This is a genomic window from Klebsiella spallanzanii, assembly GCF_902158555.1.
In the GTDB taxonomy this organism is placed as follows: Bacteria; Pseudomonadota; Gammaproteobacteria; order Enterobacterales; family Enterobacteriaceae; genus Klebsiella; species Klebsiella spallanzanii.
Window position 1 is genome coordinate 106402 of record NZ_CABGGS010000004.1, and the last position, 14858, is coordinate 121259.

General features: G+C 53.6%; 11 protein-coding genes. 6 read left to right on the plus strand and 5 right to left on the minus strand.

Going from position 1 to position 14858, the window contains the following annotated elements:
- Positions 1–8 precede the first annotated feature (8 nt).
- Positions 9–440 carry a prepilin peptidase-dependent pilin gene (gene ppdD / locus FN082_RS06840; protein WP_139536977.1) on the minus strand — a complete coding sequence of 144 codons (432 nt, stop codon included), beginning with the start codon at positions 438–440 and terminating at the stop codon, positions 9–11.
- A 183-nt stretch (positions 441–623) separates the two neighbouring features.
- On the minus strand, positions 624–1517 hold the full coding sequence (gene nadC, locus FN082_RS06845; RefSeq protein ID WP_139536978.1) for a carboxylating nicotinate-nucleotide diphosphorylase: 894 nt from the start codon (positions 1515–1517) through the stop codon (positions 624–626).
- Between the two features lie 187 nt (positions 1518–1704).
- On the opposite strand from nadC, the gene ampD reads away from it, so the two are divergent.
- Positions 1705–2256, plus strand: coding sequence for a 1,6-anhydro-N-acetylmuramyl-L-alanine amidase AmpD (gene ampD / locus FN082_RS06850; protein WP_139536979.1), 552 nt, complete (start codon positions 1705–1707; stop codon positions 2254–2256).
- A 9-nt stretch (positions 2257–2265) separates the two neighbouring features.
- On the plus strand, positions 2266–3120 hold the full coding sequence (ampE, locus tag FN082_RS06855; RefSeq protein ID WP_139536980.1) for a beta-lactamase regulator AmpE: 855 nt from the start codon (positions 2266–2268) through the stop codon (positions 3118–3120).
- A gap of 79 nt (positions 3121–3199) precedes the next feature.
- Here ampE and FN082_RS06860 read toward each other — a convergent pair whose 3' ends face one another.
- The 3 genes from FN082_RS06860 to aroP all read right to left on the minus strand — a co-directional run bounded on the left by FN082_RS06860 (position 3200) and on the right by aroP (position 7103).
- Positions 3200–4150 carry a glycoside hydrolase family 43 protein gene (locus tag FN082_RS06860; protein ID WP_142981340.1) on the minus strand — a complete coding sequence of 317 codons (951 nt, stop codon included), beginning with the start codon at positions 4148–4150 and terminating at the stop codon, positions 3200–3202.
- Entirely contained in the window at positions 4150–5556 is a 1407-nt protein-coding gene (locus tag FN082_RS06865; protein WP_139536982.1) for a glycoside-pentoside-hexuronide (GPH):cation symporter, read from the minus strand. Before FN082_RS06865 ends, FN082_RS06860 begins: the two co-directional genes overlap by 1 nt.
- Before the next feature lie 176 nt (positions 5557–5732).
- A complete protein-coding gene (gene aroP / locus FN082_RS06870) occupies positions 5733–7103 on the minus strand; it encodes an aromatic amino acid transporter AroP (RefSeq protein WP_180349507.1) in 1371 nt (456 codons plus the stop codon).
- 652 nt (positions 7104–7755) lie between these two features.
- Here aroP and pdhR point away from each other — a divergent pair.
- The 4 genes from pdhR to lpdA all read left to right on the plus strand — a co-directional run bounded on the left by pdhR (position 7756) and on the right by lpdA (position 14848).
- Positions 7756–8535 (plus strand): pyruvate dehydrogenase complex transcriptional repressor PdhR, encoded by a 780-nt coding sequence (gene pdhR / locus FN082_RS06875; protein WP_004098632.1) that lies wholly within the window; start codon positions 7756–7758, stop codon positions 8533–8535.
- A gap of 119 nt (positions 8536–8654) precedes the next feature.
- Complete coding sequence (aceE, locus tag FN082_RS06880) at positions 8655–11318, plus strand: pyruvate dehydrogenase (acetyl-transferring), homodimeric type (RefSeq protein WP_139536983.1); 2664 nt, start codon at positions 8655–8657, stop codon at positions 11316–11318.
- A gap of 14 nt (positions 11319–11332) precedes the next feature.
- Entirely contained in the window at positions 11333–13216 is a 1884-nt protein-coding gene (aceF, locus tag FN082_RS06885) for a pyruvate dehydrogenase complex dihydrolipoyllysine-residue acetyltransferase (RefSeq protein ID WP_142981341.1), read from the plus strand.
- 207 nt (positions 13217–13423) lie between these two features.
- Positions 13424–14848 carry a dihydrolipoyl dehydrogenase gene (gene lpdA, locus FN082_RS06890; protein WP_139536985.1) on the plus strand — a complete coding sequence of 475 codons (1425 nt, stop codon included), beginning with the start codon at positions 13424–13426 and terminating at the stop codon, positions 14846–14848.
- Positions 14849–14858 lie beyond the last annotated feature (10 nt).

The window sequence follows — 14858 nt, forward strand, 5'->3', positions numbered from 1 at the left end:
CCTCGTCCTCAATTAAAACGGAACACGTCTTCGCAGGCCTGCTTAAGCGCGCTATCGCCAGTAATGCTGCAAACGCGCTGCCAGCCGGTGATGCCGTTGGCGTTATCCCAGCTCGGCGTCATCGTGACGCTTAATCCATTGAGGCTCTCCTGGCCCGTGAGCGTAACGATGCCCGTGGCTACAGTCATTGCCGAGACGTAGCGGGTGGTAGCAGGCGAAGGGATGCCGTTGCTGCCGCCGTCGCAGGTTGTTAATCCGCCGTGTTCCAGCGCACAAAGCTCAATGGCGGTGCGAAAAGGGACGAAGGTTTGCAGCATGTCGGTAAGCGCCGCTTTTCGCAGGTAGTTCTGATAAGCCGGTATGCCGATTGCGCTGAGAATCGCGATGATCCCGATGACCACCATTAATTCGATTAAGGTAAAGCCGCGTTGTTTGTCCATAAGTTGCTCCTTGTTATCTCCGGGAGCACTTTGCCGGGCTTTTTTCAGCGCGACGAGTTGCAGATTGCGACTAAGGAAGCAAGGTTCCGGGCTTTTTAGCGAGGTTGCATTGGCGGGTTAATGACGTGCGAGTGTGCTCGCAAAAGAGGGCCCCGGTATAAAGTGCAAACCGGGGCAGAGAGGCTAGCGAAAACGCATAGAAAGGTCGAGTGCGCGAACGTGCTTGGTCAATGCGCCTACGGAGATATAATCGACGCCGGTTTCGGCAAATTCCCGAATGGTGTCGAAAGTGACGTTGCCGGAGACTTCCAGCGCCGCCTGGCCATTGGTCAGTTTGACCGCTTCGCGCATCAGGTCAGTGGTAAAGTTGTCGAGCATAATGATGTCGGCGCCGGCTTTCAGCGCTTCGTCCAGCTCTTCAAGCGTTTCAACTTCCACTTCTACCGGAACATCAGGATGCAGCCAGAACGCTTTTTCTACCGCCTGGCGTACCGACCCGGAAGCGATAATATGGTTCTCTTTAATCAGAAAGGCATCGGAAAGGCCCAGACGATGGTTAGCGCCGCCGCCACACAGGACCGCGTACTTCAGCGCCGTGCGCAGGCCAGGCAGCGTTTTGCGCGTATCGAGAAGCTGCGTTTTGGTGCCCGCCAGCAGGTCGACATAGCGACGGACTTCGCTTGCTACTCCGGATAATGTCTGGACGAAATTGAGTGCGGTACGCTCACCGGTGAGCAAAATACGCGAGGGACCTTCCAGCTCGAACAACGGCTGGTTAGCTTTAACCGCGTCGCCATCTGCAACATGCCACGTGAAGTTGACGTCATCTCCCGCAAGCTGAATAAAGACTTCTTCTACCCAGCGCTTACCGCAAAATACGCCATCTTCTCGGGTGATCACTACCGCATGAGAGTGCGCGTCTTTTGGCAATAATTGTGCGCTAATGTCATTGTTCGCATCCACTTCGCCGCCTAAATCTTCCCGCAGGGATTGGGCGACGGCATTGGTGATATCAAGATTAATACGCTCCAGCAGCGCGTCACGGCGGCGGTCGGGATTGTAGCGACGAGGCGTCATGATAAAGCTCCAGATAGATAAGATTCAGAAGTGGGAAACATGCTAACCTGAACGACGTTTCTGTACCACATTCACTTCATTGCGCAGGCGGCTTTAGGGTTGATATCGGAGCGGTTTTTTACGACGGAATGGTGGAGACAGCTGGCATTATTTAGCCACGCATAAGTTAGGCAAAAGGAGACTCAGCATGCAGTTGAACGGAGGATGGCTGGTAGGCGCGCGTCGGGTTCCTTCGCCGCACCACGATAGCCGCCCGGATAATGAAACCCCTTCTTTGCTGGTGGTGCATAACATTAGCCTGCCGCCCGGTGAATTTGGCGGTCCATGGATTGATGCCCTGTTCAGCGGTACGCTCGATCCGGGTGCGCATCCTTTCTTTGCTGAGATAGCGCATCTTCGTGTTTCAGCGCATTGTCTGATTCGCCGCGATGGCGAAATCGTGCAGTATGTCCCTTTCGATAAACGCGCATGGCACGCGGGCATTTCCAGCTACCACGGGCGCGAGCGCTGCAATGATTTTTCGATAGGCATTGAGCTGGAAGGGACCGATACGCTGGCCTATACCGACGCGCAGTATCAGCAACTGGCCGCCGTGACTCGCCAGCTTATTTCGCTCTATCCGGCGATGGCTGACAATATCACTGGCCATAGCGATATTGCGCCGGTGCGTAAAACGGATCCCGGCCCGGCCTTTGACTGGGTAAAATTTCGCGGTCTGTTGACCTTGTCGTCAGAATAAGGAGATGCCATGACGTTGTTTACTACGCTGTTAGTACTTATTGCCGAGCGTTTGTTTAAGCTGGGCGAGCACTGGCAGCTCGATCACCGGCTGGAGGTCCTGTTTCGCCGGGTGAAACATTATTCCCTTTTTACTACCGTACTGATGACGGCAGCGGCGGTGGCGGTGGTTTTTATTATTCAGCATCTGCTACAAGGACTGCTGTTCAACGTTCCTTTGCTGGTGTTCTGGATCCTGCTGGGTCTGCTGTGCATTGGCGCAGGTAAAGTCCGTTTGCACTATCACGCCTACCTGAAGGCCGCGGCGCGCGATGATAGCCGCGCCTGCGACGCCATGGCCAGCGAGCTCACCCTGATCCACGGTGTGCCGCCAGGCTGCGATCAGCGTGAATATCTGAGCGAGCTGCAAAACGCGTTGCTGTGGATTAACTACCGCTACTATCTCGCGCCGCTGTTCTGGTTCGTTGTTGGCGGACCGTGGGGGCCGTTAACTCTTATTGCCTATTGTACGCTGCGAGCCTGGCAGACGTGGCTGGCGCGTTATCAGACGCCGCATCATCGCTTACAGTCGGGAATTGACGCTATTCTGCACGTGGTCGATTGGGTTCCGGTGCGTCTGGTTGGCGTGGTATACGCGCTGGTAGGGCATGGAGAAAAAGCCCTACCGGCCTGGTTTGCATCGCTGGGCGACCGGCACTCTTCGCAGTACCAGGTGTTGACGCGTCTGGCGCAGTATTCGTTGGCCCGCGAGCCGCACGTGGATAAAGTGGCTACGCCGAAAGCGGCTGTCTCAATGGCGAAAAAAACATCGCTGGTGGTCGTGGTGATTATGGCGTTGCTGACGATTTACGGGACGTTGATTTAACAACCTGAGATGCGCTTGTAGGCCGGGCGGTGGCTTACGCCTTGCCCGGCCTGCAAAACACGTTCTTACAAGCGCAGCGCTACAACGTATCAGCTGGTGGGATGCCAAAATCAGGCATCCCGTTTTCTTGCCAGCGAACTAATTTCAGACGGGTATGACGATTCGGATCGTACAGCGGGTCACCTTCGATTTCGGTGTAGTTACGTGCGTGGTACACCAGCACATCTTCTCCCTCCGGCGTTTGCGTAAAGCTATTGTGGCCGGGCCCATACTGACGATTCTCATAGCTGGTACGAAATACCGGCTGCGGCGCTTTATGCCAGTTTTCCGGACAGAGCGGGTCGGCGTTAACGTCTATCCACAGTAAACCCATGCAGTAGTTTTCATCGGTGGCGCTGGCGGAATAGCTAACGAACAGCTTATCGCCGTGGAACAGCACCGCCGGACCTTCGTTCACCAGGAAGCCGCGGCACTCCCAGTCAAACTTGGGTTTACTTAACATCACCGGCTCGCCTTTTAGCGTCCACGGATTTTCCAGCTCAGCCAGATAGAGGTTGGTATTGCCCTTAATATCGGGGTCTTTTTGTGCCCACAGGTACCACTGTTTGCCCTGATGGTGAAAGGTAGTGGCATCCAGCGCAAAGGTATCAAACGGTGTTTTTACCTGACCTTTTTCCTGCCACTTGCCGGTCAACGGATCGCTATCCGCGCATTCCAGAGCAAACATGCGGTGCTGGAACATCCCTAACGCATCCAGGTCGTGCGTATGGGTCGCGGCAAAGTAGATGTACCATTTACCATCAATTTCATGCAGCTCCGGAGCCCAAATGAGCTGACTCATCGGGCCGCTCTCCGGTTTACGCCAGACGACTACCGGCTGTGAATCGCGTAAGCCTTCGAGGGTTGCGGAACGGCGGATCTCCAGACGGTCATATTCCGGTACTGAGGCAATAAAGTAGTATTGCCCCTGATGGCGCAGAATATACGGGTCTGCGCGTTGTTCTATAAACGGGTTCGGCCAGTTTTTCATCACGCTTTCCTTACATGTTCACCGGTTTTCAGATCCTGATAGTCATTCAGTTCGCTGTAGTTGACGCGGCGTTTCTCCAGGTCAGCCTGAATTTGCCGCATGAATTCGCGGTTCACCTTCAGCATACGCACGACTCCTGCGGTAATCAGATAACCGACGCCGGGGATGACGCTGAATAACAATACGATTCCATTAATCGCCGAAGCGCTTTGCTGTTTCGCACCGGCATCGTAGCCGTACCAGGAAAGCAGGAAGCCAACCATCGCCCCGGCAATTGCCAGCCCGACCTTCAGGAAGAACAGGTTACCGGAGAAGCTGATGCCGGTAATGCGTTTGCCAGTTTTCCACTCGCCGTAGTCGTCTACGTCGGCCATCAGCGACCAGTGCAGCGGCGACGGGATCTGATGCAGAATGTTCAGCAGGAAGTAGAGCACCATAATCATCATGGTGGCGTGCGGGTCGAAGAAGTAGAAGGCGCAGGAGAAAATGGCCAGTACGATGTTGGTCCAGAAAAAGACCTGCAGTTTGCACCAGCGGTCGGTCAGTACTTTTGCCAGCATGCTGCCAATCATCATTCCCACCACGCCGAGGCTGATAAACAGCGTGGCGAAGTGGGTGCTTTGCTGCATAACCCAGGTGACGTAGTACATGGTCGCAGCCATGCGGATAAAGCCCGGACAGACGTTGCACAGGGTTAGCAGCAGGATACGTACCCACTGATCGTTCTTCCAGACGTCTTTTAGATCTTTTTTCAGTTCGTCGTTAGTCTGCACCGCCGGGCGTACGCGTTCACGAACCGTGGCAAAGCAGAACAGAAACATGCACATACCGATAAAGGCTAGTACGGTCATCGCCATCTGGTAGCCTTTGGCTTTATCTTCGCCGCCGAACCAATCCGCCATTGGCAGCAGCGTCAGAGACAGCAGCAGGGTGGCGATACCGACCATCACGAAGCGGTAGGACTGGCAGGCTACGCGTTCCTGCGGGTCATTAGTAATCACGCTACCCAATGAGCAGTAGGGAATATTAATAGCGGTATAGGTCAGCGAGAGCAGGAAGTAGGTGACGAAAGCATAGATAACTTTGCTGTTGTAGGTCCATTCGGGGGTGGTAAACATCAGCACGCTGAACAGCGCGTACGGGAAAGCAATCCACAGTAGCCATGGACGAAAACGGCCATATTTACTGCGGGTGCGGTCGGCCATCGCGCCCATAATCGGGTCGGTGACCGCATCGATTACGCGTACGGAAAGCAGCAGCACACCAACCAGCGCCGGTGCGAGGCCAAAAATATCCGTATAAAAATAGTTAACAAACAACATGATGGCGCCGAAGATGATATTACATCCTGCGTCACCCATCCCGTAGCCTATTTTTTCTTTCACTGAAAGCTTATTGCCATTCATAGTGGCGATCTCCCCGTTGCGGTATGGAGAGAATTATTAGCCGGGTAATGGACAAATGTGTTGCAGTAAAGGGTCAACGATATGGATAAATCGGTTGTTGCGGGGAAAGTGTGAAGCAGGTAACAATGCTCTGTGCCCGCAAATTGCGAGCGGGCACAGATTTTTGAGATGTATGATTATGCTTTTATCGCGCTGGCCGTTTTCTGCTTAAACAGATAGCCGACGCCGAGAACGGCAATCCATACCGGAATCAGGTAGACGGAAATCGCCATGCCTGGGGTAATCAGCATGATAACCAGCACCCCAACCATAAACAGCAGGCAGATCCAATTTCCTAGCGGATAAAACAGCGCCGGGAAGCGGGTGACTACCCCCTGCTGCTGCTTAGCGCGACGGAATTTGATGTGTGCCAGGCTAATCATCGCCCAGTTAATGACCAGGGCCGAAACGACCAACGCCATCAGCAGACCAAATGCGGACTCCGGCGCGAAGTAGTTAATCAGTACGCATAGAGCGGTAACCAGTGCGGAAACCATGATCGTATTAACCGGCACGCCGCGTTTATCGACGCTCATCAGCGCTTTTGGCGCATTACCCTGCTGAGCCAGGCCGAACAGCATCCGGCTGTTGCAGTAAACGCAGCTGTTGTAAACGGAGAGCGCGGCGGTCAGTACCACGATGTTCAGAGCATTGGCGACAAAGGTATCGCCCAGTTCATGGAAGATCAGGACGAACGGGCTGGTATCGGCGGTCACGCGGCTCCACGGCAGCAGGGAAAGCAGAACGGCCAGTGAGCCCACATAGAAAATCAGGATGCGATAGATAACCTGGTTGGTGGCCTTAGGGATGCTTTGCTCTGGGTTGTCCGCTTCTGCTGCAGTGATACCTACCAGCTCGAGGCCGCCAAACGAGAACATGATAATTGCCATCATCATCACCAGCCCGGTGAAGCCGTGCGGCAGGAATCCGCCTTGCTCCCACAGGTTACGTACGGTGGCCTGCGGGCCGCCGTTGCCGCTGAACAGCAGCCAGCCGCCGAACAGAATCATCGCCACAACGGCGACAACTTTGATGATAGCGAACCAGAATTCCATCTCGCCAAACACTTTGACGTTGGTCAGGTTGATGGCGTTGATAGCGATAAAGAAAATAGCCGCAGAAACCCAGGTGGGGATTTCCGGCCACCAGAACTGAACGTATTTCCCGACGGCGGTCAGCTCGGCCATGGCCACCAGAACGTAAAGTACCCAGTAGTTCCAGCCGGAGGCGAAGCCTGCAAAACCGCCCCAGTATTTGTAAGCAAAGTGGCTAAATGAACCTGCCACTGGCTCCTCTACTACCATCTCGCCCAGCTGACGCATGATCAGGAATGCGATGAAACCGGCAATGGCGTAGCCCAGAATAATACCAGGGCCGGCATTTTGGATGACGGATGCACTACCCAGAAACAAACCGGTACCGATAGCGCCTCCCAGCGCAATAAGCTGAATATGGCGGTTTTTAAGACCGCGCTTTAGCCGATCGCCATGCTGTTGACCTTCCATCATGAAACCTCGTGTGTGGTTATGGTTATTATGTTTGTACGCGTCATCCTTCAGGTGACTTCTTCGCTGTCCGTCCCTGCCTGATAGCATAGTCAGCGAAATTTCAGTGAGCCTGCGGTCCGTTTTGTCCCGAGTGATGCAGCGCACATATTGTTGTGTTTGTGTAATTATGAAATTCCGTTTATGTACTCATTTCTTTACGCAAGGCAGGGTGGTAATTCATGAAAAGGCCTTTCGTATCATGGAGAATAGTGATAAGCGCTGGTGAATGCACCTGCTTTATGAAGGGATGATGACGAAGCGAGCAAAAAGAAACCATTTGTAAATCACGGCCTGATAGTCAGTTCCTACCTCTTATTTTAATTCTATGCATATTAAATGAATTTTTATTCATTAATAGGTGAGTTGAATCGGTTCAGATAGCGTAGTATTTCGTTTCGATTAAGTTAACGCTACCTCTTTCTGGGTAAACACAACATTTGTGCAAAGTTACATTTTTGAAATGTTATTTCTGTAAGGTTGTTAAAACGTGCCTGGTTTAATGATTTCAATCAAAACCTGTATGGACAGAAGGTGAATACTTTGTTACTTTAGCGATACGAATTATGAATTGGTAAGACCAATTGACTCCGGGCTAATGGCAGAGACAGGGAATATGGCCTACAGCAAGATCCGCCAACCAAAACTATCCGATGTGATAGAGCAGCAGCTGGAGTTTTTAATCCTTGAGGGGACGTTGCGCCCTGGTGAAAAACTCCCGCCTGAACGTGAACTGGCAAAACAGTTCGACGTTTCCCGTCCCTCGCTACGTGAGGCGATTCAACGCCTCGAAGCTAAGGGTTTGTTGCTTCGTCGGCAGGGTGGTGGAACGTTTGTACAAAGCCGCTTATGGCAGAGCTTCAGCGATCCGCTGGTTGAGCTACTGTCTGACCACCCTGAATCCCAATTTGACCTGCTGGAAACCCGCCACGCGCTTGAAGGCATTGCGGCTTATTACGCAGCGCTGCGCAGCAACGATGAAGATCGCGAACGCATTCGCGAACTGCATCAGGCCATTGAGCGGGCTCAGCAGTCCGGCGACCTTGACGCCGAATCCGATGCCGTCGTCCAGTATCAAATAGCCGTCACCGAAGCGGCGCACAATGTGGTGCTGCTCCATCTACTACGCTGTATGGAGCCGATGCTGGCCCAGAACGTTCGTCAGAATTTTGAATTGTTGTACGCCCGCCGGGAGATGCTCCCGCAGGTCAGCAATCATCGTACTCGGATTTTCGAGGCGATAATCGCCGGGGAGCCGGAGCAGGCGCGTGAAGCCTCGCATCGTCACCTGGCGTTCATTGAGGAAATTTTGCTGGATCGTAGTCGTGAGCAGAGCCGTCGTGAACGCTCATTGCGTCGTTTACAGCAACGAAAAGATGAGAACTCCGGTTCTTAAGCGCCATTTTTAGAGCGCGGCAACTAAACGCAGAACCTGTCTTATTGCATTCTCTGACGAGAATTCAATGGGACAGGTTCCAGATTAATCAACGATTAGATAGATAAGGAATACCCCCCATGTCAGAACGTTTACCCAATGACGTGGATCCGATCGAAACTCGCGACTGGCTACAAGCGATCGAATCGGTCATCCGTGAAGAAGGTGTTGAGCGCGCTCAGTATCTGATTGACCAACTCCTTTCTGAAGCCCGCAAAGGCGGGGTGAAAGTGGCTGCTGGCGCATCGACTGGCGGTTACGTAAACACTATTGCCGTTGAAGATGAGCCGGAATACCCGGGTAATCTGGATCTGGAACGCCGTATCCGTTCTGCGATCCGCTGGAACGCCATCATGACCGTTCTGCGCGCATCGAAAAAAGATCTCGAACTGGGCGGCCACATGGCTTCCTTCCAGTCTTCCGCAACCTTCTACGAAGTGTGCTTTAACCACTTCTTCCGCGCCCGCAACGAGCAGGATGGTGGCGACCTGGTTTACTTCCAGGGCCATATCTCTCCGGGCGTCTATGCGCGTGCATTCCTGGAAGGTCGTCTGACTGAAGAGCAGATGAACAACTTCCGTCAGGAAGTTCACGGTAAAGGTCTGTCCTCTTATCCGCACCCGAAACTGATGCCGGAATTCTGGCAGTTCCCGACTGTTTCCATGGGTCTGGGCCCGATCGGCGCGATTTATCAGGCTAAATTCCTGAAATATCTGGAGCACCGTGGTCTGAAAGACACCTCCAAACAAACCGTTTACGCTTTCCTGGGCGACGGTGAGATGGATGAGCCGGAATCCAAAGGCGCGATTACTATCGCCACTCGTGAGAAACTGGACAACCTGGTCTTCGTTATCAACTGTAACCTGCAGCGTCTTGATGGCCCGGTTACCGGTAATGGCAAAATCATTAACGAACTGGAAGGCATCTTTGGCGGTGCTGGCTGGAACGTTATCAAGGTTATCTGGGGCGGTCGTTGGGATGAACTGCTGCGTAAAGACACCAGCGGTAAACTGATCCAGCTGATGGAAGAAACCGTTGACGGTGACTACCAGACCTTCAAATCCAAAGATGGCGCTTACGTGCGTGAGCACTTCTTCGGTAAATATCCGGAAACCGCAGCGCTGGTTGCCGACTGGACTGACGAGCAGATCTGGGCCCTGAACCGCGGCGGTCACGATCCGAAGAAAGTCTATGCTGCACTGAAAAAAGCGCAGGAAACCAAAGGCAAAGCCACCGTAATCCTCGCCCATACCATTAAAGGTTACGGCATGGGTGACACCGCTGAAGGTAAAAACATCGCTCACCAGGTTAAGAAAATGAACATGGACGGCGTGCGCCACATTCGCGACCGTTTCAATGTGCCTGTCACCGATGAGCAGGTTGAAAACCTGTCTTACCTGACCTTCCCGGAAGGTTCCGAAGAGCACACCTATCTGCACGCTCAGCGTCAGAAACTGCACGGCTATCTGCCGAGCCGTCAGACCCACTTCTCTGAGAAGCTGGAGCTGCCGACCCTGGAAGATTTCGGCCCGCTGCTGGAAGAGCAGAACAAAGAGATCTCTACCACTATCGCGTTCGTTCGTGCCCTGAACGTGATGCTGAAGAACAAATCCATCAAAGACCGCCTTGTGCCGATCATCGCCGATGAAGCGCGTACCTTTGGTATGGAAGGTCTGTTCCGTCAGATTGGTATTTACAGCCCGAACGGCCAGCAGTACACCCCGCAGGACCGTGAGCAGGTTGCCTACTATAAAGAAGACGAGAAAGGCCAGATTCTGCAGGAAGGGATCAACGAACTGGGTGCCGGCGCATCCTGGCTGGCTGCTGCGACCTCTTACAGCACCAACAACCTGCCGATGATCCCGTTCTACATCTACTATTCCATGTTCGGGTTCCAGCGTATCGGCGACCTGTGCTGGCAGGCTGGCGACCAGCAGGCTCGCGGCTTCCTGATTGGCGGTACTTCCGGTCGTACAACGCTGAACGGCGAAGGTCTGCAGCACGAAGATGGCCACAGCCATATTCAGTCTCTGACTATCCCGAACTGTATCTCTTACGATCCGTCTTATGCGTACGAAGTTGCGGTCATCATGCATGACGGTCTGGTTCGCATGTACGGTGAAGCGCAAGAGAACGTTTACTACTACATCACCACGCTGAACGAAAACTACCATATGCCGGCAATGCCTGCAGGTGCTGAGGAAGGTATCCGTAAAGGTATCTACAAACTCGAAACCGTTGAGGGTAGCAAAGGTAAAGTTCAGCTGCTGGGCTCCGGCTCTATCCTGCGTCACGTCCGTGAAGCAGCGCAGATTCTGGCGAACGACTACGGCGTAGGTTCTGACGTGTATAGCGTCACCTCCTTCACCGAACTGGCGCGCGATGGCCAGGATTGCGAGCGCTGGAACATGCTGCACCCGCTGGAAACTCCGCGCGTTCCGTACATCGCCCAGGTGATGAACGACGCTCCGGCAGTCGCATCTACTGACTATATGAAACTGTTCGCTGAGCAGGTTCGTACTTACGTACCGGCTGATGATTACCGTGTACTGGGTACTGATGGCTTCGGCCGCTCTGACAGCCGTGAAAACCTGCGTCACCACTTCGAAGTTGACGCTTCCTACGTGGTGGTAGCAGCGCTGGGCGAACTGGCTAAACGTGGCGAAATCGATAAGAAAGTGGTTGCGGAAGCTATCACCAAATTCAACATCGATGCAGATAAAGTTAACCCGCGTCTGGCGTAAGAGGTAAAAGAATAATGGCTATCGAAATCAAAGTACCGGACATCGGGGCTGATGAAGTTGAAATCACCGAGATTCTGGTCAAAGTGGGCGACAAAGTTGAAGCTGAACAGTCGCTGATCACCGTAGAAGGCGACAAAGCCTCTATGGAAGTCCCGTCTCCTCAGGCTGGCGTTGTTAAAGAGATTAAAGTCTCTGTTGGCGACAAGACCGAGACCGGTAAACTGATCATGATTTTCGATTCCGCCGATGGTGCAGCAGCCGCTGCACCTGCGCAGGAAGAGAAGAAAGAAGCCGCTCCGGCCGCCGCAGCACCTGCAGCCGCGAGCGCGAAAGAAGTTTACGTACCGGATATCGGCGGTGATGAAGTTGAAGTCACTGAGATTATGGTTAAAGTGGGCGACACCATCGCGGCAGAGCAATCTCTGATCACCGTAGAGGGCGACAAAGCCTCTATGGAAGTGCCGGCTCCGTTCGCGGGAACCGTGAAAGAGATTAAAATCAGCACCGGCGACAAAGTCTCTACCGGTTCTCTGATCATGATCTTCGAAGTGGCGGGTGCTGCACCTGCTGCGGCTCCGGCTCAAGCAGCAGCTCCGGCTGCGGCGGCACCGGCAGCTTCCGGTTCTAAAGAAGTTCACGTACCGGATATTGGCGGCGACGAAGTTGAAGTGACCGAAGTGATGGTGAAAGTGGGCGATAAAATTGCCGCTGAGCAGTCACTGATCACCGTTGAAGGCGACAAAGCTTCGATGGAAGTTCCGGCACCGTTTGCAGGTACCGTAAAAGAGATCAAAATCAACACTGGCGACAAAGTGTCTACCGGCTCCCTGATTATGGTCTTCGAAGTGGAAGGCGCAGCGCCTGCCGCGGCTCCGGCTGCCGCTCCTGCCCCTGCTGCACCAGCTCAGGCCGCTAAACCGGCTGCGGCCCCTGCTGCAAAAGCGGAAGGCAAATCTGAGTTTGCTGAAAACGACGCTTACGTTCACGCGACTCCGTTGATTCGTCGCCTGGCGCGCGAATTCGGCGTTAACCTGGCGAAAGTGAAGGGTTCGGGTCGCAAAGGCCGTATCCTGCGCGAAGACGTTCAGGCTTACGTGAAAGAAGCGGTTAAACGCGCTGAAGCAGCACCTGCGGCTGCCGCCGGTGGCGGTATCCCAGGCATGCTGCCGTGGCCGAAAGTGGACTTCAGCAAGTTTGGCGAAGTTGAAGAAGTTGAACTGGGCCGCATTCAGAAAATCTCTGGTGCTAACCTGAGCCGTAACTGGGTGATGATCCCGCACGTTACGCACTTCGATAAAACTGATATCACCGATCTGGAAGCGTTCCGTAAACAGCAGAACGCCGAAGCTGAGAAGCGCAAACTGGATGTGAAATTCACCCCGGTTGTCTTCATCATGAAAGCCGTTGCCGCTGCGCTTGAGCAGATGCCGCGCTTCAACAGCTCGCTGTCTGAAGACGCACAGCGTCTGACGCTGAAGAAATACATCAACATCGGTGTCGCGGTTGATACGCCAAATGGTCTGGTGGTTCCGGTCTTTAAAGATGTGAACAAGAAGAGCATTACCGAGCTGTCTCGTGAACTGACCGTGATCTCCAAGAAAGCGCGTGATGGTAAGCTGACGGCTGGCGAAATGCAGGGCGGTTGCTTCACTATCTCCAGCATCGGCGGCCTGGGTACCACCCATTTCGCACCGATTGTGAACGCGCCGGAAGTGGCCATCCTCGGGGTGTCTAAATCCGCGATGGAGCCGGTGTGGAATGGTAAAGAGTTTGTTCCGCGTCTGATGATGCCTATCTCTCTGTCCTTCGACCACCGCGTTATCGATGGTGCTGATGGTGCGCGCTTCATTACCATCATCAACAACATGTTGAGCGATATTCGCCGCCTGGTGATGTAAGTAAAAAGCCGGCCTGACGGCCGGCTTTTTTCTGGTAATCTCTTCTGCGTTTTGAAGTTACCAGCAATAAAGGACAAAATCGTTTGCCGTTTGTTGTTTCAAAATTGTTAACAATTTTGTAAAATGCTCGCGGATAGAACGTCCCGGTGGACATGGGCGTAAAAACAATAGCGTCAGACCCGCCGGATACAAATTACAGAGGTCATGATGAGTACTGAAATCAAAACTCAGGTCGTGGTACTTGGGGCAGGCCCCGCAGGTTATTCTGCTGCCTTCCGTTGCGCTGACTTAGGTCTGGAAACCGTTATCGTCGAACGTTACAGCACCCTGGGCGGTGTTTGCCTGAACGTCGGCTGTATCCCTTCTAAAGCACTGCTGCACGTTGCAAAAGTTATCGAAGAAGCGAAAGCGCTGGCCGAACACGGCATCGTTTTCGGTGAGCCGAAAACTGACATTGACAAGATCCGCACCTGGAAAGAAAAAGTCATCAATCAGCTGACCGGTGGTCTGGCTGGCATGGCCAAAGGGCGTAAAGTGAAGGTGGTTAACGGTCTGGGTAAATTTACCGGCGCTAACACTCTGGAAGTTGAAGGCGAGAACGGCAAAACCGTGATCAACTTCGACAACGCTATCATCGCGGCGGGTTCCCGTCCGATCGAACTGCCGTTCATTCCGCATGAAGATCCGCGCGTATGGGATTCCACCGATGCGCTGGAGCTGAAAACCGTACCAAAACGTCTGCTGGTAATGGGCGGCGGTATCATCGGTCTGGAAATGGGTACCGTATACCATGCGCTGGGTTCAGAGATTGACGTGGTTGAAATGTTCGACCAGGTTATCCCGGCTGCTGACAAAGATGTAGTGAAAGTCTTCACCAAGCGCATCAGCAAGAAATTCAATCTGATGCTGGAAACTAAAGTGACCGCCGTTGAAGCGAAAGAAGACGGTATCTACGTTTCCATGGAAGGCAAAAAAGCGCCTGCCGAAGCGCAGCGCTACGACGCAGTGCTGGTGGCTATCGGTCGCGTGCCGAACGGTAAAAACCTCGATGCTGGTCAAGCTGGCGTTGAAGTGGACGAGCGTGGCTTCATCCGCGTTGACAAACAGCTGCGCACCAACGTTCCGCACATCTTTGCTATCGGCGATATCGTCGGTCAGCCGATGCTGGCGCACAAAGGCGTTCACGAAGGCCACGTTGCCGCTGAAGTTATTGCCGGCATGAAGCACTACTTCGACCCGAAAGTGATTCCGTCCATCGCGTACACCGAGCCGGAAGTTGCTTGGGTTGGCCTGACTGAGAAAGAAGCGAAAGAGAAAGGCATCAGCTATGAAACCGCCACCTTCCCGTGGGCTGCTTCTGGCCGTGCTATCGCTTCCGACTGCGCTGATGGTATGACCAAACTGATTTTCGACAAAGAATCTCACCGCGTAATCGGCGGGGCGATTGTCGGTACCAACGGCGGCGAGCTGCTGGGTGAAATCGGTCTGGCGATCGAAATGGGCTGCGATGCTGAAGACATCGCGCTGACCATCCACGCTCACCCGACTCTGCATGAGTCCGTTGGCCTGGCGGCAGAAGTCTTCGAAGGTAGCATCACCGACCTGCCGAACGCGAAAGCGAAGAAAAAGTAAGTTTTTCTTT

What these genes read in the sequence shown, in the direction of transcription:
- aroP (WP_180349507.1), bottom strand. Translation starts at nt 7,103, where the DNA reads ATGATGGAAGGTCAACAGCATGGCGATCGGCTAAAGCGCGGTCTTAAA.
- aceF (WP_142981341.1), top strand. Translation starts at nt 11,333, where the DNA reads ATGGCTATCGAAATCAAAGTACCGGACATCGGGGCTGATGAAGTTGAA.
- ampD (WP_139536979.1), top strand. Translation starts at nt 1,705, where the DNA reads ATGCAGTTGAACGGAGGATGGCTGGTAGGCGCGCGTCGGGTTCCTTCG.
- aceE (WP_139536983.1), top strand. Translation starts at nt 8,655, where the DNA reads ATGTCAGAACGTTTACCCAATGACGTGGATCCGATCGAAACTCGCGAC.
- ampE (WP_139536980.1), top strand. Translation starts at nt 2,266, where the DNA reads ATGACGTTGTTTACTACGCTGTTAGTACTTATTGCCGAGCGTTTGTTT.
- lpdA (WP_139536985.1), top strand. Translation starts at nt 13,424, where the DNA reads ATGAGTACTGAAATCAAAACTCAGGTCGTGGTACTTGGGGCAGGCCCC.
- FN082_RS06865 (WP_139536982.1), bottom strand. Translation starts at nt 5,556, where the DNA reads ATGAATGGCAATAAGCTTTCAGTGAAAGAAAAAATAGGCTACGGGATG.
- FN082_RS06860 (WP_142981340.1), bottom strand. Translation starts at nt 4,150, where the DNA reads ATGAAAAACTGGCCGAACCCGTTTATAGAACAACGCGCAGACCCGTAT.
- pdhR (WP_004098632.1), top strand. Translation starts at nt 7,756, where the DNA reads ATGGCCTACAGCAAGATCCGCCAACCAAAACTATCCGATGTGATAGAG.
- nadC (WP_139536978.1), bottom strand. Translation starts at nt 1,517, where the DNA reads ATGACGCCTCGTCGCTACAATCCCGACCGCCGCCGTGACGCGCTGCTG.
- ppdD (WP_139536977.1), bottom strand. Translation starts at nt 440, where the DNA reads ATGGACAAACAACGCGGCTTTACCTTAATCGAATTAATGGTGGTCATC.